This is a genomic window from Streptomyces sp. NPDC007872 (assembly GCF_042868165.1).
Classification (GTDB): domain Bacteria; phylum Actinomycetota; class Actinomycetes; order Streptomycetales; family Streptomycetaceae; genus Streptomyces.
On sequence record NZ_JBIAEA010000001.1, the window covers coordinates 344,800 to 365,748 of the forward strand.

15 protein-coding genes and 1 pseudogene are annotated in these 20,949 nt (G+C 73.4%); 8 read left to right on the forward strand and 8 right to left on the reverse strand.

The features are described 5' to 3' along the window. The first annotated feature begins 112 nt into the window (after positions 1–112). Both ACFYNX_RS01505 and ACFYNX_RS01510 read left to right on the forward strand, forming a co-directional pair. Positions 113–3,229: a LuxR C-terminal-related transcriptional regulator gene (locus ACFYNX_RS01505; protein ID WP_388656422.1), complete on the forward strand. Its 3,117-nt coding sequence runs from the start codon at positions 113–115 to the stop codon at positions 3,227–3,229. Positions 3,230–3,305: 76 nt separating this feature from the next. Next, positions 3,306–3,515, forward strand: a pseudogene (locus ACFYNX_RS01510) (hypothetical protein); the annotation flags it as partial. Positions 3,516–3,533: 18 nt separating this feature from the next. On the opposite strand, the gene ACFYNX_RS01515 reads toward ACFYNX_RS01510, so the two are convergent. From ACFYNX_RS01515 to ACFYNX_RS01540, 6 genes are all read right to left on the reverse strand, one after another. Then, positions 3,534–5,513, reverse strand: coding sequence for an amino acid transporter (locus ACFYNX_RS01515; RefSeq protein WP_388656425.1), 1,980 nt, complete (start codon positions 5,511–5,513; stop codon positions 3,534–3,536). Positions 5,514–6,139: 626 nt separating this feature from the next. After that, a complete protein-coding gene (locus tag ACFYNX_RS01520; RefSeq protein ID WP_388656428.1) occupies positions 6,140–7,318 on the reverse strand; it encodes a cytochrome P450 in 1,179 nt (392 codons plus the stop codon). A 56-nt stretch (positions 7,319–7,374) separates the two neighbouring features. Continuing rightward, positions 7,375–8,346, reverse strand: coding sequence for an alpha/beta hydrolase (locus tag ACFYNX_RS01525; protein WP_388656431.1), 972 nt, complete (start codon positions 8,344–8,346; stop codon positions 7,375–7,377). Between the two features lie 453 nt (positions 8,347–8,799). Continuing rightward, entirely contained in the window at positions 8,800–9,768 is a 969-nt protein-coding gene (locus tag ACFYNX_RS01530; protein WP_365540635.1) for an NAD(P)H-quinone oxidoreductase, read from the reverse strand. A 185-nt stretch (positions 9,769–9,953) separates the two neighbouring features. After that, positions 9,954–10,667: a type 1 glutamine amidotransferase domain-containing protein gene (locus ACFYNX_RS01535; protein WP_388656434.1), complete on the reverse strand. Its 714-nt coding sequence runs from the start codon at positions 10,665–10,667 to the stop codon at positions 9,954–9,956. Continuing rightward, the gene (locus ACFYNX_RS01540; RefSeq protein WP_365540633.1) at positions 10,664–11,719 is read right to left on the reverse strand and encodes a DUF3533 domain-containing protein; all 1,056 of its coding nucleotides are present in this window, start codon (positions 11,717–11,719) and stop codon (positions 10,664–10,666) included. Before ACFYNX_RS01540 ends, ACFYNX_RS01535 begins: the two co-directional genes overlap by 4 nt. A 213-nt stretch (positions 11,720–11,932) precedes the next feature. Here ACFYNX_RS01540 and ACFYNX_RS01545 point away from each other — a divergent pair, with 213 nt between their 5' ends. The 4 genes from ACFYNX_RS01545 to ACFYNX_RS01560 all read left to right on the forward strand — a co-directional run bounded on the left by ACFYNX_RS01545 (position 11,933) and on the right by ACFYNX_RS01560 (position 16,592). Next, complete coding sequence (locus ACFYNX_RS01545; protein WP_388656437.1) at positions 11,933–13,186, forward strand: NADH:flavin oxidoreductase/NADH oxidase family protein; 1,254 nt, start codon at positions 11,933–11,935, stop codon at positions 13,184–13,186. A 96-nt stretch (positions 13,187–13,282) separates the two neighbouring features. Next, complete coding sequence (locus ACFYNX_RS01550) at positions 13,283–14,203, forward strand: acetoacetate decarboxylase family protein (RefSeq protein ID WP_388656440.1); 921 nt, start codon at positions 13,283–13,285, stop codon at positions 14,201–14,203. An 18-nt stretch (positions 14,204–14,221) separates the two neighbouring features. After that, complete coding sequence (locus ACFYNX_RS01555; RefSeq protein WP_388656442.1) at positions 14,222–15,817, forward strand: succinic semialdehyde dehydrogenase; 1,596 nt, start codon at positions 14,222–14,224, stop codon at positions 15,815–15,817. Positions 15,818–15,977: 160 nt separating this feature from the next. Then, complete coding sequence (locus ACFYNX_RS01560; protein ID WP_388656445.1) at positions 15,978–16,592, forward strand: TetR/AcrR family transcriptional regulator; 615 nt, start codon at positions 15,978–15,980, stop codon at positions 16,590–16,592. 37 nt (positions 16,593–16,629) lie between these two features. Here ACFYNX_RS01560 and ACFYNX_RS01565 read toward each other — a convergent pair whose 3' ends face one another. Both ACFYNX_RS01565 and ACFYNX_RS01570 read right to left on the reverse strand, forming a co-directional pair. Continuing rightward, positions 16,630–16,917 carry a hypothetical protein gene (locus ACFYNX_RS01565; RefSeq protein ID WP_365540628.1) on the reverse strand — a complete coding sequence of 96 codons (288 nt, stop codon included), beginning with the start codon at positions 16,915–16,917 and terminating at the stop codon, positions 16,630–16,632. Between the two features lie 44 nt (positions 16,918–16,961). Continuing rightward, complete coding sequence (locus ACFYNX_RS01570) at positions 16,962–18,629, reverse strand: sodium:solute symporter family protein (RefSeq protein ID WP_388656448.1); 1,668 nt, start codon at positions 18,627–18,629, stop codon at positions 16,962–16,964. 245 nt (positions 18,630–18,874) lie between these two features. On the opposite strand from ACFYNX_RS01570, the gene ACFYNX_RS01575 reads away from it, so the two are divergent. Both ACFYNX_RS01575 and ACFYNX_RS01580 read left to right on the forward strand, forming a co-directional pair. Then, positions 18,875–20,134: an NAD(P)/FAD-dependent oxidoreductase gene (locus ACFYNX_RS01575; protein WP_388656450.1), complete on the forward strand. Its 1,260-nt coding sequence runs from the start codon at positions 18,875–18,877 to the stop codon at positions 20,132–20,134. Then, on the forward strand, positions 20,131–20,940 hold the full coding sequence (locus tag ACFYNX_RS01580; RefSeq protein WP_388656453.1) for a DUF1365 domain-containing protein: 810 nt from the start codon (positions 20,131–20,133) through the stop codon (positions 20,938–20,940). The genes ACFYNX_RS01575 and ACFYNX_RS01580 overlap by 4 nt, the downstream gene beginning before the upstream one ends. Positions 20,941–20,949: the final 9 nt, after the last annotated feature.

A 20,949-nucleotide genomic window follows, 5' to 3' on the forward strand; every position in this document is an offset into this window, starting at 1 on the left:
TGGTGGACCCCTATTGCGACGGCGGCCGTCCGGAGGGTAGACCACCTGCCCAACGGGCGGCCCCGGTCGTACGGGAGGCCTTCCGGGCGAGTGGTCGGCGAGAGGCGGAGCCGTGGAGAGACGTTCCTTCGGTACGGGGGCCTGCGGTACGGGGTCTTCCGGTACGGGATCTCCCGGTGCGGGACACGGCGGGGAGACGGCCGGCGGGGCCGGATTCGTCGGGCGGGCCGAGGAGGCGCGGCGGCTGCGGCGGGCGCTGCGGGCGGGGCCGGGCCTCACCGTCGTACGCGGAGGGGCGGGCACGGGGACGTCCCGGTTGGTGGACGAGGTGCTCGGCGGGGCGGAGTTCGCGGAGTGGACGCAGGTGCGCGGAACGTGCCCCGACGCGGTGGACACGGTGCCGCTCGGGCCGGTCGCCGACGCGCTGGCCGGGCTGCCGTACCGGCCCGGCCCCTCCGGCCGGGCGCTGCCGGCGGTGACCGGGGCCGTCGGCCTGGTCGTACCGGAACTGGCCGACCGGCTGCCGCCGCCGCCCGCCGCGGCGGACGATCCGGAGGTGCGGCGCGGGCTGCTGCCGCGGGCGATCGGGGCGCTCCTCGGGGCGGTCGGGGACGCCGTGCTGGTCGTGGAGGACGTCCACCACGCGGACCCCGCGACCCTCGCGCTCCTCGACCACCTGACGGGCGCGCCGCCGGCCGGTCTGCGGCTCGTCGTCACCGAGGACGCGGCGGCCGGGCTGCCGGTCCTCGGCGCCCGCGTCCCGGACGGGGTGCGGGTCGAGGAGATCGGCGTCCGGCCCTGGACGCCCGGGGAGACGGGCGAGTACGTACGGCGATGGCTCGACGCGCACCGCCCGGGGCGGGCGGACGAGCGGGAGGAACTCACCGCCCTCGTCCACGAACTGACCGGCGGCCTGCCGGGCGCCGCCGCGGAACTGCTGCGGAGCGCCGGGGAACTGCTGCGGGAGCGGGAGGAGGACGGCCCCCGCCGGAGGGGCGGTGCGGGCGGGGTCGACGAGGTGCCGGGCCGTCGGGCGGACGGGGCCGGCTGGTCGGCCGGGCCGGACGGCCGGGTGGCGGGGACCCGGTCCGACGGGACGAGGGGGCCGGACGGGCAGGTGGTGGGGGCGGTGTGTGCCGCCGTGCGGGAGGTCGGGGTGCCCGTTCGGGTGCGGCGGGAGCTGGCCCGGCGGTGCGCGCCGCTCGGCGGGGACGCGCGGCGGATCGTCGAGGCGGCGGCCGTCCTCGGTCTCGCGGTGCCCGTCGGCGTGCTCGCCGAGGTGGCGGACCTCGCGCCCGAGCGGGCCGGGGCGGCCGTGGACGCGTGCGTACGCCGGTCCGTGCTACGGGCCGACGGGCCGTGCCCCGTCTTCCGGCACCCGCTGGACCGCCGGGCCGCGCTGGACCGCCTCTCCGGGCCGCTGCTCGCCCGGTTGAGCCTGCGCGCCGCCCGGGCCCTGCGCCGGAGCGGCGGAGGACCGGCGCCGCTGGCCGACCTCGCCCGGTTGTACGCGGCGGCCGGACGGGTGCGCGAGGGCCTGCGCTGTCTCGTCGCGGCCGCCGACCGGGCGGCCGCCGCCGGCGACTACGCCACCGCCACCAGCCTCTACACCCGGGCCGTCGCCGAGGACCCGCGCGCCGGCGGCCGGATCCGTACCGCCGTGAAACTGGCCCGCACCGCGCAACTGGCCCGCGCCGGCGAGCCGGTGGTGGCCGCGGTGCGCCGGGTCCTCGACGAGGACGACCCGCCGCCCCCACTGCGCGGCGAGATCCGGCTGCACCTGAGCGTCGTCCTGCGCAACCAGAGCGGAGGGGCACTCGACAGCCTCAACGAGGTCGCCCGCGCCGTCCCCGACCTGGAGGCGTCCGACCCGCAGACCGCCGCCCGCGCCATGGCCGTCGCCGCCATCCCCTCCATCAAGGGCTGGCACGTCGACCGCCACCGGGAGTGGCTGGAGCGCGGCGAGGCGCTCGCCGACCGGGTCGTCGACCCGGTCGCCCGGGCCGCCGTCGCCGCCAACCGTGCCACCGCCCTGATGCTGCTCGGCGATCCGCGCGCCTGGACCGCGGCCGAGGCGCTGCGCGGTCCGGCCGGGTCCGCGATGGAGACCGCGCACCACGCCCGGGGCTGGACCAACCTGGCGCACGCCTCCAGCGCCCTCGGATACGGCGCGCGGGCCCGGGAGTTCCTCGGCCGGGCCGCCGACGGGCTCGCCGAGTCCAGCAGCCCCTACCTGGAGGGGCTGATCCAGACCGCCCGGCTGGTGCTCGCCTGGCACGAGGGCCGCTGGCAGGGCCTGCACGAGGCCGCCGACCGCACCGCCCGGCTCTATCGGGAGATACCCGACCTGACCTCCGAGGCCATGCTGGTCCGCGGGCTGACCGCGCTGCACGTGCTGGGCGACGTCCCCCGGGCCCGCCACGACCTGGCCGAGGCCGCCCGCACCACCCGTTACGACACCGGTCTCATCCTCACCGCCTCCGCCGCCGCCACGGCCCGCGTCCATCTGGAGGCGGGACGGCCGGGGCGGGCGTGCGAGGCCGTGGAGGAGGTGCTGCACCGGCTCGAACGGACCGGCGGCTGGGTGTGGGCGGGAGAGGTGCTGCCCGTCGCCGTGGAGGCCCTGCACGGCAGCGGGCAGACCGCGCGGGCCCACCGGGTCGTCGCCGACTTCGCCGCCGGGATCGCCGGCGGCGACGCGCCCGCCGCCCGTGCCGCCCTGACCGTGTGCCGGGCGCTGCTCGCCGAGGCCGGGGGCCGGCCGGACGAGGCCGTCGGGCTGCTGGCCGACGCGGAGGCGCGGTGGCGGCTGCTCGGCCGCCCCTTCGACGCGGCCCGGGCGGCGGAGGCCCGCGGACGCTGTCTCCTCGGTCTGCGGGGGGAGGCGGCGGCCGACGAGGTCCGGGAGGTGGTCGAGGTCTACCGGCGCCTCGACGCCCGCTGGGACGTGGCCCGCTGCCGGCGGCTGCTGCGCCGCCACGACATCGTCACCACCCACCGCCGCGGCCGTCTCGGCTACGGCGACCAACTGTCCCCGCGCGAGCAGGAGGTGGCCCGGCTGGTCGTCCAGGGCCGGGCCAACCGGGACATCGCCGAGAGCCTGGTCCTCTCCCCCCGGACCGTGGAGCACCACGTGGCGCGCATCATGCGGAAGCTGAACGCCGCGTCCAGGACCGACATCGCCCTGGCGGGGTGGGGGGACGGCGGGACGGAGCCGCGCCGGAACTGAAGGGCGGGGCGGAAGGTCCGGTTCCGGCAGGCCGAGGTGACGCCCGGCCCGCTGGTCCACCGTGTCACGGCGAGGTGCCGCAGGTGTCGGCTACGCCTCCGAGATCCACCCCGGCACCGTCCACGGCTTCACCATGTCCGACACCGGCGCTTTCAGCGCCTCCGGACTGAAGCGCCACTGGGACCGCCTGCTGCCTCTCCTGGACCGCGCCCTGGGCGACGGCCGGGGCTCCCGCCCGGGGACCGCGCATGCCCCGCCCTCACGTCTCCCCCTGCGGGACACGTGAGCCTTGCTTGCGGCGGGGTCAGCCGCCGACGTGGATGCCGGGGCGGCGGTCGGGGTCGGGTTCGTGGCGGCGGATGATCTCGCGGGTGACGGGGGCGGTGTCGCCGCGCCCCAGGAGGAAGTAGCGGAACATGTGCTTCAGGGGGCTTCCCTCGGCCCAGGCGAAGTAGCAGTGGGGCTTGACGCCGGTGGTGTCGCGCAGGGCGAGGAGGATCGCGGCGATGGCGTTGGGGGCCGCCGGGGCCTGGGCGCGCAGGATCCGGTGCCCGTCCACCTCGACGCCGTGGACGGTGAGGACCTCGCTGAAGTCGGAGGGGTCGACCACGTCGATCTCCAGGAACAGGACGTCGGCCCGGCCCGGGACGGGGTTGGTGCCGCGCTGTTCGCGTTCCTTGTCGCGGTACTCGGCGCCGTCGCCGGCCTGGCGGCGGTTGGCGATGATGTTGATGGCGTCGTCGTGGGCCAGGGTGTCGGTGAGGAAGCGGCGGGCGACGTCGTCGAAGACGAGGCGGTCGGCGCGCAGTTCGGTGGTGCGCGAGACGCGGGAGATCAGCGAGACGGCGACGATGCCGGCGATGAAGAAGCCGGAGATGGTGATGCCGTCGGGCTTGTCGACGATGTTGTAGACCAGCGCGTACAGCAGGACCAGGGTGAGGAGCGCGAAACCGGCGGCGACCGCCCGGCGGCCGGAGCGGGCCACGGAGACGGTGACGGCGAAGGCGCCGGAGACCATCATGGCCAGGATGCCGGTGGCGTACGCGCCGGCCTGGGCGTCGACGTCGGCGTCGAAGGCGATGGTGATGAGGACGCACAGGGCGGTGTAGACGAGCACCACGGGGCGTACCGCGCGCCCCCATTCGGGGGCCATGCCGTAGCCGGGGAGGTAGCGGGGGACGATGTTGATCAGTCCGGCCATGGCCGAGGCGCCCGCGAACCACAGGATGAGGATGGTGCTGATGTCGTAGACGGTGCCGAACGCCTCTCCGACGTGCTCGTGCGCGAGCCAGGCCAGGGCCCGGCCGTTCGCCGCGCCGCCGGGCTCGAACTCCTCGTGGGGGATGAGGACGGTGGTGACGAAGCTGGAGGCCAGCAGGTAGACGCTCATGACGAGCGCGGCGGTGGTCAGCAGCAGACGGGTGTTGCGGATGCGGGCGCGCAGCCGCTGTTCGTCGTCGGCGCCCGCGGCGGAGACCAGGGGCATCATGCTGACCCCGGTCTCGAAGCCGGACAGGCCCAGGACCAGCAGGGGGAAGGCCAGGAGTGCCGGTCCCATCAGGTCGCCGAAGCCGGTTCCGCCCCCGACGAGCGCGTCCGTCCACGCCGAGAGGGCGCCGGGCGTGGTGAACACGTGCGCCAGGCCGACGGCGATGACGACCGCGTTCAGCACCAGGAAGACGGCGACCAGGGGGATGGCGACGCTGACGGCCTCGCTGAAGCCGAGCAGGAACACGCCGCCGAGGACCAGCAGCAGCACCACGGTGAGGGCGACCTCGTGGCCGTGCAGGGCCTTGGGGAAGAAGGGATTCTCCACGACGTGGACGGAGGCGTCCGCGGTCGACAGGGTGATCGTGATGATCCACGAGGTGGCCACGAAGCCGAGCAGGACCAGGACGAACAGCTTGCCCCGCCAGAACGGCAGCAGGTCCTCCAGCATCGCCACGGATCCGGCGCCGTGCGGACTCTCCTTGGCCACCCGCCGGTACATCGGCAGCATGCCCAGCAGCGTCAGCGCCACGATCAGCAGGGTCGCCAGGGGCGAGACCGCCCCCGCGGCGAGGGCGGCGATGGCCGGTACGTAGGCGAGGCTGGAGAAGTAGTCGACCCCGGTCAGGCACATCACCTTCCACCAGGCGTGCGGCTCGCCGTGTCCCTCCGCCGCGGGTCCCACGGGCTGCACCTGGTGGCGCAGCATCCACCGCGCCAGGCGCCCGGTCGGCACCGGTCGCAGCGCGGGGCTGTCCACCACCTCGGGCACGGCAGGCCCGCTCACGTCCTTCATGACTCCCATCGACTTCCCTCGCTCCTGCCCGGGGGCCCGGCCGCCACCGCACGCGCGGCGACGCGATCACCGAGTATGCGGCCCGTCGGCACCGCCCCGGACCGGCACGCAACGCGCCGGCCGCGGCCCTCCGGCCACCCCGGGGAGCGGCCGGCGGTCCTGTCGGAAGATCGACGAGGCCTCGTCGGAAGAGCCGCGCCGCGCCGTGGCACGATACGTGCCGACCGGTCTCGCGAGGCCCGTCCGGGTGGCCGTGTCGACGGCGGCCCACGGCCCCTGGCGAGGGCCTTCCACAGGGGCGTCGGCCTGTCCCCGCCCGCCCAATGTGCCGTCCTGCCAGCGGTGTTGGGCCGACGAGGGGTTGCGTGTTCCCGAGCGGGGTGATCGCGACCACGGCGGCGGACGGCCCCGCTCCGGCCCCCGGCGACGGCGCGGACACGGAGGCGTTCCTCGGCGCGATCGGGCACGTGCCGGCCCCGGCCGACGCGTGCGCGAGGCGCCGTACGCCGTGTCCGGAACCCCGGAGATCAGCCGCGCCAGGGGGCTCTCGCGGCTCCTTCTCCACGCCCCGCGAGGGAAGAATCCCTGTCGTTTTCTTAACGCCGGACCCGGTCCTCGGCGCCGGGTCAGGCGGCCGTCCGCGCCCCGGGGCGGGGCGGGCCCGCGCCGCGGCCCGTCGCGCGCAGCGACAGTCGCGTGTAGGCGGGGATCAGCACCCCTCGTGCCGGGCGGCGATCCGTGATCACCAGTTCCGGGAAGGCGCGCAGGACCCCGGTCACCGCGCGTATCTCCGCCATGGCCAGCGGCATCCCCAGACAGAAGTGCGGGCCCGCCCCGAACCACAGCCGGCGCAGGCCGGCGGTCTCGGCGGGGTCCCGGTCCGGCGAGAACGGGCCGTACGCACCGGTGCACAGCAGCGTGGCGATCACCACCCGCTCCCCCGCCTCCACCCGGACGCCCCCGATGCGCCCCGACCGGGCCGCGCTGCGCAGCATCACCGGCGTCGGCGACGTCACCCTCAGCGCCTCCTCCACCAGGGCGTCGGTGATCCGGTCCGGCCCCCGGCCCGTGTCGTGGGCCAGTGCGACCAGCCGGGGGACGAAGGAGACGAGCGTCTCGGTGCCGGTCAGCAGGAACAGTCCGACGGCGCCGCGCGCCTCGGCCTCGTCAAGGCCCAGCGCGCGCAGGCGTCCCGGCACGGTGGACTCGTCACCGGCCCGGTAGGCGGCCACCGCCGCCTCGCTCAGTCGGGCCAGCGCCGTCCTGGCGCGTTCCGCCTGGCGTCCGGTCAGCGTCGTCCGCCACAGCCGCACGGACGACACCACCGCGGCGGCCCCGGCGAAGTCGCTCCCGCCCGCCGGGAGCCCGACCAGCTCGCGGATCACCTCGGCGGCCCCGTCCCGGACCACCCGGACCAGATCCACCTCCTCGCCCGCCGACAGCCGTCGCTCCAGGTCTTCGAGCGGGGCGCGCAGCACCCGTTCGCAGACGGCCGTCACGCGGCCCGGCGTGAAGAGCCCGCCGAGCCTCCTGCGCAGCGCCGCGTGCTCGGCGCCCTCCAGGGTGATCAGCGTCCGCGAGCCGAGCACCGGGCTCCAGAGCCCAGCCGCCGCGCCGGGTCCCGTCTTCGTGTAGCCCTCGGTGTCCGTCAGCACCTCCCGGGCGAGGCCGGCGTCGCCGACCAGCACCCCCACCCGCGGCACCCGCACGACCGGGCCACGGGCGGCGATCAGCCGCACCAGCCGGTACACCGCAGGGTGCGCGGCCGTCTGCACCCGTCGCTCCCAGCGCTCCCACTCCTGCATCCCGGCAAGGTAGCGCCCGCCGTGGCCGGAAACGAGCCCCCGGGCGCGAAGTGGTCTCAGCCGTCGTGGAGGGCCGTGCGCAGGGCGTCGACAGCGAGCCTGCGGGCGAGGTCGGCGGCGCGGGTGTCGCGCAGGCTGTCCAGGAGCAGGAAGTCGTGGACCATGCCGGCCACGCGGACGGAGGTGACGTCCACACCGGCCTCGCGCAGCCTGTTGGCGTACTGCTCGCCCTCGTCGCGCAGGACGTCGGCCTCGTCGGTGATGACCAGGGTGGTGGGCAGGCCCTTGAGCCGGTCCAGGGAGGCCTGGAGCGGGGAGGCGTACACCTCCGTGCGCTGACCGGGTTCGGAGTACTGGTCCCAGAACCACTTCATGCCGTCGCGGGTGAGGTAGTAGCCCTCGGCGAACTGGAGGTAGGAGGGGGTGTCGAAGTCGGCGTTCGTCACCGGGTAGAGCAGGACCTGCGCCTTGAGGTCGATCCCGCCGCGCTCCTTGTTCATCAGCGCGAACACCGCCGACATGCAGCCGCCGACGGACTCGCCGGTGACGGCGATCCGGGAGGTGTCCAGGCCGTGTTCGGCGCCGTGCTCCAGGACCCACTGCCCCACGGCGTAGTTCTGCTCGACCTGGGTGGGGTACTTCGCCTCGGGCGCGCGGTCGTAGACGGGGAAGACGCCCGCCGCCCCGGCGCCGACCGTGAGCTCGCGGAAGAGCCGGTCGTGCGTCTTCTCGTCGCCGAAGACCCAGCCCGCGCCGTGGATGTAGAACACCACCGGCAGCGGCCCGGTGGACCCGGCGGGCCGGATGACGCGGGTGCGGACCGTGCCCCACTCGCCCGCGTCCACGTCGACCCACTCCTCGTCGACCTCGGGGCGGGGCACGCTCTCGTCGCTCTGGAGGCCGAGGAGGATGTCACGGCCCTTCTCCGGAGGGACCTCGTAGATCCGCGGATGCGGATCCGTCGCCTCGCACAGCTCCTTCGCGGCCGGTTCCAGATAGGGGGTGATCGGAGGAGGAAGGTCGGTCATGTCCGCTCCCTGTCACGGGCACACGGGTGCCCTGTTTCACACGGCCTCGCCGGCCGCGGCTGTGGCCCCGCCCCGGGCGCCGTGCCCGCCTCCATCGTTCGCGCCCGCTCAGCCCGTCGCAACCCGGCCACGGGGCCCGGGAGGACCCGTACCCGGTGGAGCCCGCTCCGTCCGCGCCCGATCGGATCCGCGCGGACGAGGCGTCCGTACGCTCCGTACGACCGGGTGGACGGCTTCCGACCGGATTCGCATGACCACCGGGGGGCGGCGCGGTCCACGAAGTGACCCTCGCCCCGGACGGTCGACCGGGCCGGGTCGTTTCCGTCGGGTAGCCGGCCCGGCAGGAACGTCCTCCCCTTTTCCGGTCACCGGAGCACTTCCGACGCGCACCCGGAGAAGGCGAGGAGCCTCCCTACGGCGCTCCGCACGGCAAAGGCCTCCGGCGGCCCGGTGTCACGCGCTTTCGTCGTTCACCAGGAGGATCTTGCCGAGGTGGCCGCCGGCCTCCATGAGGCGGTGGCCCTCGGCGGCGTCGGCCATGGGGACGGTCCGGTCGACGAGCGGCTTCACGGTGCCGTCCTCGATCATGGGCCAGACGTTCTCCTGGACCTGGGCCACGATCTCGGCCTTGTCCTCCTTGGAGCGGGTCCGCAGGGTGGTGCCGTGCACGGAGGCCCGCTTGAACACGATCTCGGCGAGGTTGAGCTTCCCCTCCAGACCGTTCTGCAGGCCGATGACGACCAGCCGTCCGTCGGCCGCCAGGGAACGGACGTTGCGCTCCAGGTAGTCGCCGCCGACGACGTCGAGGATCACGTCGTAGGGGCCGTGCTCGGTGAAGTCCTCGGCGCGGTGGTCGATCGCCACGTCGGCGCCCAGCTCCCGCGCCCGCGCGACCTTCTCCGGGCCGCCGACCGTGGTGACGACACGGGCACCCAGGGCCTTGGCGACCTGGATCGCCGCGGAGCCCACGCCCCCGAGCCCGCCGTGCACGAGGAGGGTCTCCCCCGCCTTCAGACCGGCCGTCATGACGAGGTTGGACCAGACCGTGGCGGTGACCTCGGGAAGGCCCGCGGCCTCCACCAGGCCGACCCCCTCGGGGATCGTGAGGAGCTGCCCGGCGGGAACGGCGACCTTCTGCGCGTAACCGCCCCCCGTCAACAGGGCGCAGACCTCGTCGCCCACCCTCCATCCGGTGACGCCCTCGCCGACGGCGGCGATGCGGCCGGAGACCTCGAGGCCCGGGTACGGCGACCAGTCCGGCCGCAGGGGATAGAGCCCCATGCGCTGCATGACGTCCGCACGGTTCAGCGCACTGGCCGCCACGTCGACGACGACCTCGCCGGCGGCGGGCTTCGGGTCTTCGGCCTCGGTCCACTCCAGGACCTCGGGACCACCGTGCTCCCTGATCGACACAGCCTTCACGACGACTCCGTTCCTGAGAAATGCGACGAAGGGCTCCTGCGGGGTCCTGGGGAGCAGGACCCGGCGAGCCAGAATGTTTACGCTACATACATTACGTCTCGAAGTGTGCAGCGTCAACATTGAGGCCGCCCGGAAGGCGCCCGCTCCCCCGCCGGACAGGAGACCGAAGGCACTTGCGACGCCCTCTAGCGGGCTCCCGCCGCCTCGACGTCGGCGACCACGCGTGCGGCGAGGCGTTCGGAGGACGGCGGGTTCTGGCCCGTGTACAGGTTGCGGTCGACCACCACGTACGGCCTGAGCGGGAGGCGGGCCTTGGAGTACTCCGCGCCACTCTCCCGCAGCCGGTCCTCCAGGAGCCAGATCGCCTTGCGGCCGAAGCTGTTGAACTTCTCCTCCAGGTTCGACAGGCCCGTCATCCGGTACCCGGCGAACGGCCACGACCCGTCCGGGTTCTTCGCCGCGAACGCCGCCGCCGGAGCGTGACACAGCAGCGCCAGCGGCCTGCCCGAAGCGAGCACCCGCGTCAGCAGCGCGCCCGAGACCGGGTCGACCGCCAGGTCCTCCATCGGACCGTGCCCGCCCGGGTAGAACACCACGTCGAAGTCGTCCGGGTCGATCGCGTCCAGCGAGCGGGGACTGCGCAACTCGCCCTGGATCGCCTTCAGATACGCGGCCACCTCACGCAGCTTCCACGGCCACCCGGCCGTCTTCGACATGCTCAGCCGGTCGAGGGTCGGGGCCTTTCCGCCGGGCGTCGCGACCACGGTCTCCCACCCCGCCCCGGTGAAGACCTTGTGCGGCACCGCCAGTTCCTCGCCCCAGAACCCGGACGGATGCGCCTCCCCGTCCCGCAACGTCCACCGGTCGGCCGCGGACACGACGAACAGGACCCTGGTCACGACGGGCCCCCTTCTCCGCGGAGCGGATTCGCCGGCGTTCCGGTCTCGGCCGTGCGGCGTTGCCGGAGCACCGCCGCGAACAGGGTGATCAGGACGCCGACGACCGCCCAGGCCGACAGGACGAGCAGCGAGGAGGTCATGTCGTTGCCGTGGAAGTACGAGATCGAGCGGGCCGCCCAGGTGCCCGCGCCCGGCGGCAGGGCCGGGCCGATGGCCTGCCAGAACGGTGGGAGCATCGGGGCGGGGAAAGCACCGCCCGCGCTCGGGTTGCCCGCGATCACCACCAGCAGGATCGCCAGGCCGATCCCGATGACGCCGAAGAGGCCCTGGAGGGCGAGGGTGGCGGCGCCGACGGCGAAGATGAGCAGGGCGCCGAGTCCCCACAGCGCCCAGACGCTGCCCGGCAGGGCGTCCAGGATCGGCCCCACGATGACCGCGCCGCCCAGCCCGCCGACCAGCGCGACCAGGGTCATCGTGCCCAGCCGGGTGGCCGCGCGGATCGGGTTGGCCGGCCGGGCGCCGGCGCTGATCGCCAGGATCGACGCGCACAGGTAGGCGCCCACGCACCAGCCGATGACCAGGTAGAACGAGGACAGGCCGTTGAAGTCGTGCGGTGAGGCCGGGGCCACGTCGACCGTGCGGACGGCCCGCCCCTGGCTCTTGTCCACGGCGGTGATCAGCGTCCCCAGGGCCAGGGACAGCGCCTTGCCGCCGCCGGAGGCCACCAGGAGCGTGTCGGTGGTGCCGGCCGGGTCGACCACGAGCGCTCCGTAGAGGTCCCGGTCGAGGATCTGCTGCCGGGCCGTCCGCTCGTCGGGCAGCGCCCGGGGGTCCAGCGGGGAGCCTGGCAGCCCGTCCAGGCGGGCCACCGTCTGCCCCGCCACCGCCCGCGGCGCCACCACCCCGAAGGACACGTCCTTCAGCTTGGGCTCGTGGAGGGCTCCCACATAGGAAGCGATGAACAACAACTGCAGGACGATCACCCCGATCACCAGCAGCGTGGCCCTCGGAGTGACGGCGTCCTTCACCTCGGACAAGGCGCTCTGTCTCATGCCCCCACGCTCCCGGGGACCGGAAGCCCGCGCAGCCGGAGGGCACCCGAACGGCTGTCGACGCGCCCGGACACGCCCGGACACGCCACGTCGGACACGCACCACGCGGCTGCGACGTACCCCACAGCCTTGAATGTTTACGGCGATTACATCGACGCGCTAATGTGAGTGGTGCACACATCCCGTGCGATCGAGACGGAAGAGGGATCCCCTATGACCAGCGAGCTGTTCTCACCGCTGCCCCTGCGCTCCGGGCAGGTGCTGGAGAACCGGATCGCCAAGGCGGCCATGGAGGAGAACATGGCCGGCGACGGCCAGCTCCCCGACGAGCGGTTGTTCACGCTGTACCGGCGCTGGGCCGCCGGCGGCGCCGGACTGCTGATCACCGGCAACGTCATGGTCCACGCCGAGGCACTGACCGGGCCCGCCGGTGTCGTACTCGACGAGCACGCGCCCCTGGAGCCGTTCGCCGAGTGGGCGAAGGCCGGCAAGTCCGGCGGGGGCGCGATATGGATGCAGATCAACCACCCCGGCCGCCAGGTGGCCTCCGACATGCCCGGCGTCGTGTGGGGCCCGTCCGACATCGGCGTCAGCCTGGGCAGGCACAGCAGCCGCTTCGGCAAGCCGACGGCCATGACCCCGCGGCAGATCGAGGAGACCGTGGCGCGGTACGCGGTGACCGCGCGCCGCGCCGAACAGGTCGGCTTCGACGGCGTCGAGGTCCACGCCGCCCACGGCTACCTGCTCTCGCAGTTCCTCTCCCCCCTGGTCAACGAGCGCACCGACCGGTGGGGCGGGTCCCTGGAGAACCGGGCCCGGATGCTGCTCGACATCGTCCGCGCCGTGCGGGCCGCCGTCTCGCCGTCCTTCGCGGTCGCGGTCAAGCTCAACTCAGCCGACTTCCAGCGCGGCGGCTTCGACGCCGACGACGCGCGCCAGGTCATCGCCATGCTCGAACCCCTCGGCGTCGACCTGGTCGAGCTCTCCGGGGGCAGCTACGAGAGTCCCGCGATGACCGGCCGCTCCGCCGACGACCGCACCCGGGCCCGTGAGGCGTACTTCCTGGACCTGGCCGAGGACCTCGTCACGACCAGTCCGCTCCCCCTGATGCTCACCGGCGGCATCAACCGGCGCGCGACCGCGGAGAAGGTCCTCGCCGGCGGTGTGGCGGTCGTCGGCATGGGCACCGCCCTCGCCGTCACCCCCGACCTGCCCGACCGCTGGCGCCAGGACCGCGAGGCCGACCGGCAGATGCGGCCGGTGACCTGGTCCGACAAGGCCCTCGCCTCCGCCGCGAGCATGGCCCAGGTCCGCCACCAGATGCGCCGCCTCGCCCGGGGCAGCCGTCCCAGGCCCGGCACCCACCCGGCGATCGCCCTGATCTCCGAACAGCGCAGGCAGCGCAAGGCCCTGCGCGGCTACCGTGCGTGGCTGGCCGGACCCCGAAGCGCGGCCCGAGGGGCGTGACCCGGACGGCGTCACCCCGTCCCGAAGTGTTGACGCCGCACACATAACGCCTTACCGTCATGTATACACCGCTCACATTGAAGTGAGGAACTCCCCATGTCCGCAACTCAGCAGGACACCGTCAAGGTCGACCTCGGAGGCCGCGAGGTCGCCGTCCCCCAGGGCGGCCTGTACGACCGGTACCGCATGAACCCCGACCTCGACACGATCGCCCGCGACCCGCGCGTCAGCGGGGTGGACTTCTTCCGGAAGCTCCCCAAGACCGAGGTCGACTCCCCGATCGGCCCCACGCTCACCCCGAACTTCTACTACGCGATGTCGTCCGCCCGGCTGACGATGCTCGCGCCGTCCCGCGCGATCCGCGCCCGTCTGCCCGAGGAGCTCTCCCCGCTGGAGGTCGCGCCCGGCCTCGGGCTGGTCTCGGTGATGTTCTTCCGCTACGACGTGTGCGACATCGACTTCTACACCGAGGCCGCCGTCGGCATCGCGGTCAAGCCCGCCCGGCACGGCAAACTCGGCTTCTTCGACCTCGTCTCCGGCCTGAAGAACGAGCACCTGCACTCCTACGTCCTGTCCCTGCCGGTGAACTCGGAGATCGCGCAGGTCCGGGGCCACGACGGCTACGGCTTCCCCAAGTGGGTCACCGGCCTCGACGTCTCCATCGACCACCACCGCACCACCGCGCGCGTGGCCGACGACTCCGGCGGCGTCGACCTGGCGCTCCTGGCGAACACGCCGGCCCAGAAGGCCCACCCGAGCGGTGAACGGGTCGGCTCGCTCACCTCGTACACGACGATCGACGGCGCCTGGCACTCCACGCTGAACCAGACCAACGTGCTGAACGCCGGCACGACGCGCAGCGCCAAGGGCATCACCCTCCAGCTCGGACAGGGCCGCATGTCCGACGACCTGCGCTCGCTCCGGCCGAAGCGGACCGTCCAGTTCGACGTCATGACCGAGGGTCAGGCCGCCCTGCACATGCCGGTCCCCACCTCGGTCCACAGCCGCGGCGAGTAAGAGCAGAGGAGCCCCGTCATGGCCACCACCCACGCCGGTCCGACGACCACCCGCGGCCCGGCCCTTCCCGCCTCGATCACCCCGTCCTTCCTCCAGCGCCTGACCGCCCGGGTCTCGGCCGCGCCGAACGCCGCGCGCGTCACCACCACCGCCCCCTACACCGGCATCCCGCTGGCCGACCTCCCGGTCTCCACCCCCGGGGACGTCGAGGACGCGTTCGCCCGCGCCCGGACCGCGCAGAAGGCCTGGGCCGCCACGCCGATCGCGGAGCGCAAGAAAGTCCTGTTGCGCTACCACGACCTGGTCCTGGCCCGTCAGGACCAGGCCCTGGACCTGATGCAGGCCGAGAACGGCAAGACCCGCCGCGACGCGTTCCTCGAAGTCGTCGACATCGGCATCGTCTCGCGTTACTACGCGCGCACCGCCGCCAAGTACCTGGGCCCCAAGCGGCGCAGGGGCGCGATCCCGCTGCTCACCCGCACTACCGAGCTGCGCCACCCCAAGGGCGTGGTCACCGTCGTCTCGCCGTGGAACTACCCGCTGAGCATGGCCGCCAGTGACACCATCGCCGCCCTCATGGCCGGCAACGCCGTCGTCCAGAAGCCCGACACCCAGACCGCGCTGACCGCGCTGTGGTCGATGGAGCTGATGTACGAGGCCGGGCTGCCCGAGGACGTGTGGCAGATGGTGATCGGCCGGGGCGGTTCCATCGGCGGCGCGCTGATGGACAACGCCGACTACATGATGTTCACCGGCTCCACCGCCACCGGACGCCAGATCGCGAGCGACGCCGGCAAGCGCCTGATCGGCGCCTCCCTCGAACTCGGCGGCAAGAACCCGATGATCGTCCTGGACGACGCCGACGTCGACAAGGCCGCCGACGGCGCCGTGGCCGCCTGCTTCCCCTCCGCCGGGCAGCTCTGCGTCTCCGTCGAGCGCCTGTACGTGGCCGAGTCCCTCCGCGACCGGTTTGTCGCCGCCTTCACCGCCCGCACGAAGAGGCTCAAGCTCGGCGCCGCCTACGACTACAGCATCGATGTCGGCAGCCTCACCACCCCCGCCCAGCTCAAGACGGTCACCGAACACGTCGACGACGCCGTCGCCAAGGGCGCCACCGTCCTGGCCGGTGGCAGGGCGCGCCCCGACCTCGGCCCCCTCTTCTACGAGCCGACCGTCCTCACCGGCGTCACGCCCGACATGACGCTGCACTCCCACGAGACCTTCGGCCCCGTCGTCTCCGTGTATTCCTTCCGCGACGTCGACGACGCGATCGCGCAGGCCAACGCCACGGCCTACGGCCTCAACGCCAGCGTCTGGTCGCGCGACGGGGCCCGGGGCCGGGCCGTCGCCGCCCGCGTCCACGCGGGGACCGTCAACGTCAACGAGGCCTTCGCCGCCGCCTGGGGAAGCGTCGACGCCCCCATGGGCGGCATGGGCGACTCCGGGCTCGGCCGCCGCCACGGCGCCGACGGCATCCTCAAGTACACCGAACCCCAGACCGTCGCCCACCAGCGCCTCCAGGGCTTCACTCCGCCGTCGGGCGTCGGCTTCGAGACCTGGGCCGCCCTCCTGACCGGGGCGCTCAAGGTCCTGAAGGCGGTCGGCGCCCGCTGAGGCGGCGGCGGGCGTACGGCGGGTCCGCGCGGAGGAGCGGCGGCAGGCGCGGGCTGCCGGTCGGGACGGTTCCCTCTTGCCTTTCGATCGCTTACGATGTATACGGCGTTCACATGAGAGAGGACGTGTGGACGCCGTGAACGCGAAGGATGTGCGACCCATGCCCCAGACCGGCACGTACCACCACGGCGACCTGCGCGCCGCCTGCCTGCGCGCCGCGCGCGAACTCCTGGAGGAGGACGGCAGCGCGGGCCTCTCGCTGCGTGCGGTCGCCCGGCGCGCCGGGGTGTCGGCCACCGCCCCCTACCGCCACTACGCCGACCGCGACGCGCTCGTCTCCGCCGTGGCCGCCGAGGGGTACCGCGAGCTCGCCGGGCACCTGGCCGAGGCCCATCCCGCGCCCTCGACGCCCGGCGAACTCGCCGCGGTGGCGGTCGCCTACGTGCGGTTCGCCCTGGAGCACCCCGCCCTGTTCCGGGCGATGTTCGCCGAGCCCTGCGACCCGACCAGCGAGGAGCGGGTCGCCGCGACCGCCGCCATCTCCGAGTACGTCCGCGGCATCGTCCGCGCCACCTTCCCCGGCGTGGACGCGGACGCCCTGGCGACCACGGTGTGGGCCCTCGTCCACGGCCTGGCCTTCCTGCACCTCGACGGCAAGCTCGACGCCTCCACCCCCGAGGTGGTCGCCGTCCAGGTCACCTCCGCCGTCCACGCCCTGTTCGGCGCGTCCCCGGCGCTGTCCGGGACGGCGGCGACCGCGCGGGCGACGGCCTGATCCGCCGTCACCCTGCGCGCCCCCCGGGCCCGGCTCGTCAGGAGGCCGAACGGTCGGCGGGAGGAACGGGCGGTGCCGTCGGCCGGAGCTTCAGCCAGACGAGGAAGAAGAGGCCGAGGGCGAGCATGCCCAGGCCCGTCCAGAGGTTGATGTTGACGCCGACGGCCTTCTCCAGGTCGGCGTCGTCTGCGGTGACGCCCGCGAGGGTCACCATCACGCCGTAGAGGGTGAACAGGCCGCCGATGATGCGCCGGATGTCGAAGAGCCGGGCGGCGGTGGCGGACTTCTCCTCCAACTCGGACACTTCGCGCTGCGGTTCGGACATGGTGAGGTGCCTCCGGTCGTTCGAGTCGTGTAGTCGTCAGGTCGTCAGAAGGAGTACGGCAGGTAGCAGAGCGCGGCCAGGACGACCGCTCCCCAGCCGAGGAGGGCCGGGCGCCGGTACCAGGCGTCGTCGCCCTCGGACGGCGCCTCGTCCATGCCGGGGGACCTCGTCCCGTACACCAACCCGGCCAGTTCGGCCTCGGGCTTGGGGGCCGTGAAGAGCGTGACGACGACCATCACCACGGCGCCGGCGACGAAGCCGACGAGGGCCGAGACGAAGTTGGCGCCCTGGTCGGTGGGGATGCCGATGACGCCCTGCTTGTAGATGACGAAGTAGTTGACCATCGCGGCCACCGTGCCCGCGACCAAGCCCCAGAAGCCGGACTTGACCGAGGCGCGCTTCCAGAACATGCCGATGATGAAGACGACGAACATCGGCACGTTGAAGAAGGAGAACAGAGTCTGGAGGTACCCCATGATGTTGGAGAAGCTGGCGGCGAGGAACGCGGTGCCGATGGAGGCGAGGACGCCGAGGGCGGTCACCAGGCGTCCGAAGCGCAGGTAGTAGCCGTCCTCGCGGCCCTTCACCACGTACTTGGCCCAGATGTCGGCGGTGAACACGGTGTTGAACGACGACACGTTCGCGGCCATGCCCGCCATGAAGGCGGCGAGCAGGCCGGTGACGGCGATGCCGAGCACGCCGTTGGGCAGCAGCTCCTGCATGAGCAGCGGGACGGCGTCGTTGTAGGTGAGGCCGGAGCCCTCCGTGCCGATCTTCGACACCAGGGTGGCGGCGACCAGGCCGGGGATCATCACCACGAAGACGATGAAGATCTTGGGGAACGCGGCGATGAGCGGGGTGCGCTGGGCCGCCGACAGGTTCTTGGCGGACAGGGCCCGCTGCACCTCGGCGAAGTTGGTGGTCCAGTAGCCGAAGGAGAGGACGAAGCCGAGGCCGAGGACGATGGTCAGCCAGTTGGCGCCGAGCGGGTTGGGGTCGCCGATGCCGGTGCCGCCCCAGGCGGACAGGAAGTCGGCGCCGTGGCTCTTCTCCAGGGAGGAGGTCAGGCCGTCCCAGCCGCCGACCCGCTTGAGGCCGAGGATCGTGAGCGGTACGAGGGCGGCGAGGATCACGAAGAACTGCAGGACCTCGTTGTAGATCGCCGAGGACAGGCCGCCGACCGTGATGTACGCCAGGACGAAGAACCCGGCGACGACGATGGAGACCCACTGGGGCCAGCCGAGGAGCGCCTCCACGACGATCGACAGGGCGTAGAGGTTGACGCCCGCGATGAGGATGGCGGCGAAGGCGAAGAGCACCGAACTCAGCAGGTGCGCGGACCGGTCGAAGCGCTGGAGCAGGAACTCGGGGACCGAGCGGACCTTGGAGCCGTAGTAGAAGGGCATCATCACCAGGCCCAGGAAGACCATGGCGGGGATGGCGCCGATCCAGTACCAGTGGACGACGGCGACGCCGTACTGGGCCCCGGTCGCCGCCATGCCGAGGATCTCCGTGGCTCCCAGGTTGGCGGCGACGAACGCCAGCCCGGTGACCCAGGCCGGCAGCGAGCGGCCCGAGAGGAAGAAGTCGAGGCTGGTTCTCACACTCGCCCGGGCGGCGAAGCCGATGCCCAGGACCACGACGAAGTAGATCGCCAGGATCGAGTAGTCGAGCCAGTTGGTGGGGAGCCGCAGCTCCGCGGCCAGGTGCATGGGGTACTCACTTCGTCGCCCGAAAGGAACAGGCGCGAACCTACGCACGTAACGACAAGAAGTGAACGGTCTCCTTGCTTATTTTTGATTGATCGTGATCGAACGTGGGGGAGATTTCCGACAAAAGGCATGCCAAGGGACGTGGAAACTTCCGTGTCGCCTCTCTCCAATCCGTCCGCCCGACGGCTGCGAAGTACGGGTGAATCGTGCCGCGGTCGCGGCGTGTCGGGTGGCGGGAGAGTCGTGTGGAGCAACGCAAGGTGGCAGTGGTCGGCGCCGGGGTGGCGGGGCTGACCGCCGCCTACGTCCTCTCCTCGGCGCGCGAGGTCACCCTGTACGAGGCGGACGGACGCCTCGGCGGCCACGCCCACACCCGGGAACTGGCCGGGCCCGGCGGCCGGCCGGTGTCCGTGGACTCCGGCTTCATCGTCCACAACGAGCGCACCTACCCGACCCTGCTGCGGCTCTTCGACGAACTGGGCGTCGCCACGCAGGACACCGAGATGAGCATGTCGGTGCGGTGCGACGGCTGCGCGCTGGAGTACGCGGGCGCCCGCGGGCCCGCCGGGCTCTTCGCCTCGCGCGCCGCCCTGCGCGGCCGCTACCTGCGGCTGCTCGCCGAGGTTCCCGCCTTCCACCGCGCGGCCCGGCGCCTGCTGGCCCGGAAGGGAGACGAGGACGTCACGTTCGGGGACTTCCTGCGCGACAACGGCTTCTCCCCCTACTTCGTCGCCCACTTCGCGCTCCCGCTGGTGTCGGCGGTGTGGTCCTGCCCGGCCCGCACGGCCCTCGTCCACCCGGCCGCGTACCTCTTCGCGTTCCTCGACCACCACGGCCTGCTGTCCGTCACCGGGTCCCCGCAGTGGAGGACCGTCACCGGCGGCTCGGCCGCCTACGTGGCCGCCGCCGCCAAGCGCGTCCAGCGCGTCCTCACCGCCAGTCCCGTCGCGGCCGTCCGGCGGACCGGCGGCGGCGCGGTGGTCACCACCCGGGACGGCGCCACCGAGACGTACGACGCCGTCGTGATCGCCACCCACCCCGACCAGGCGCTGCGGATGCTCGCCGACGCGACCCCCGAAGAACGGCGGGTGCTCGGCGCCTTCACGTACTCCCGCAACCCCACCGTGCTGCACACCGACGCCTCCGTCCTGCCCCGCTCGCCGCGCGCCCGGGCGTCCTGGAACTACCGCCTGACCGGGTGCGACCCCTCCACCGACCCGGTGCGGATCAGCTACGACATGCGGCGCCTGCAACAACTGCCGGCCGGGGCCGAGTACGTCGTCACCCTCGGCGGCGACGACCTCGTCGCCGCGGACCGGGTGGTGGAGCGCATGGTGTACGAACACCCCGTCCACACGCCCGCCTCGGTCGCGGCGCAGCGGGAACTCCCCGGTCTGAACACCGGAGTGACGGCGTACGCGGGCGCGTGGCACGGCTGGGGGTTCCACGAGGACGGCTGCCGCTCCGGGGTGCTCGCCGCCCTGTCCCTGGGCGTGCGGTGGTGACGGGCGCCGGTCCGGCGGCGCCCGCGCTGTACGAGTGCGTGGTCGCCCACGCGCGGACCGCACCGCTGCGCCACTCCTTCCGCCACCGCACGTACCTGTGGTGCGTGGACCTCGACGCGCTGCCGGTGCTGCCCGCCCCGGTCCGGCCGCTGGCCCGGTTCGACGCCCGCGACCACTTCACGGGCCGTGCCGGGACGATCCGGGCGGGCCTCGACGCGTACCTGGCCGGTCACGGCGTCGACCTGGGCGGGGGACGCGTGGTGATGCTCGCGCACGCGCGCGTGTTCGGCTTCGTCTTCAACCCGCTGAGCGTGTACTGGTGCCACGACGCGACCGGCGCCCCGGTCTGCGTGGTGGCCGAGGTCCACAACACGTACGGGCAGCGGCACTGCTACCTGCTCCGGCCCGACGGGGAGGGGACCGCCGAGGCGGACAAGACCTTCTACGTCTCCCCGTTCTTCGGCGTCGAGGGCCGCTACCGGATGCGCCTGCCGCCGCCCGGCGAGGAGCTGCGCCTGGCGGTGCAGTTGCGGACCGGGGACGGCCGCCCGTTCACCGCGACCGTACGGGGCCGGCGGCGCCCCGCCACCGTCGCCGCCCTCCTCGGGTGCGCGGTGCGCAGGCCGTGGTCGACCGGCGCCGTGTGGGCCGGGATCCGCCACCACGGCATCCGCCTGTGGCTGCGCGGCCTGCCCGTACGTCCCCGCCCCGGGGCCGGGCCGCCCTCCCCGCCGTGCGGGCGGCCGACCGCCCGTGCCCACGCACCGACCCCATCGCACACCACCCAGAAGGACACGTCGTTTTGAATCCTCCCT

What these genes read in the sequence shown, in the direction of transcription:
- ACFYNX_RS01525 (WP_388656431.1), bottom strand. Translation starts at nt 8,346, where the DNA reads ATGACCGACCTTCCTCCTCCGATCACCCCCTATCTGGAACCGGCCGCG.
- ACFYNX_RS01540 (WP_365540633.1), bottom strand. Translation starts at nt 11,719, where the DNA reads ATGAGACAGAGCGCCTTGTCCGAGGTGAAGGACGCCGTCACTCCGAGG.
- ACFYNX_RS01550 (WP_388656440.1), top strand. Translation starts at nt 13,283, where the DNA reads ATGTCCGCAACTCAGCAGGACACCGTCAAGGTCGACCTCGGAGGCCGC.
- ACFYNX_RS01565 (WP_365540628.1), bottom strand. Translation starts at nt 16,917, where the DNA reads ATGTCCGAACCGCAGCGCGAAGTGTCCGAGTTGGAGGAGAAGTCCGCC.
- ACFYNX_RS01515 (WP_388656425.1), bottom strand. Translation starts at nt 5,513, where the DNA reads ATGAAGGACGTGAGCGGGCCTGCCGTGCCCGAGGTGGTGGACAGCCCC.
- ACFYNX_RS01560 (WP_388656445.1), top strand. Translation starts at nt 15,978, where the DNA reads ATGCCCCAGACCGGCACGTACCACCACGGCGACCTGCGCGCCGCCTGC.
- ACFYNX_RS01555 (WP_388656442.1), top strand. Translation starts at nt 14,222, where the DNA reads ATGGCCACCACCCACGCCGGTCCGACGACCACCCGCGGCCCGGCCCTT.
- ACFYNX_RS01545 (WP_388656437.1), top strand. Translation starts at nt 11,933, where the DNA reads ATGACCAGCGAGCTGTTCTCACCGCTGCCCCTGCGCTCCGGGCAGGTG.
- ACFYNX_RS01520 (WP_388656428.1), bottom strand. Translation starts at nt 7,318, where the DNA reads ATGCAGGAGTGGGAGCGCTGGGAGCGACGGGTGCAGACGGCCGCGCAC.
- ACFYNX_RS01570 (WP_388656448.1), bottom strand. Translation starts at nt 18,629, where the DNA reads ATGCACCTGGCCGCGGAGCTGCGGCTCCCCACCAACTGGCTCGACTAC.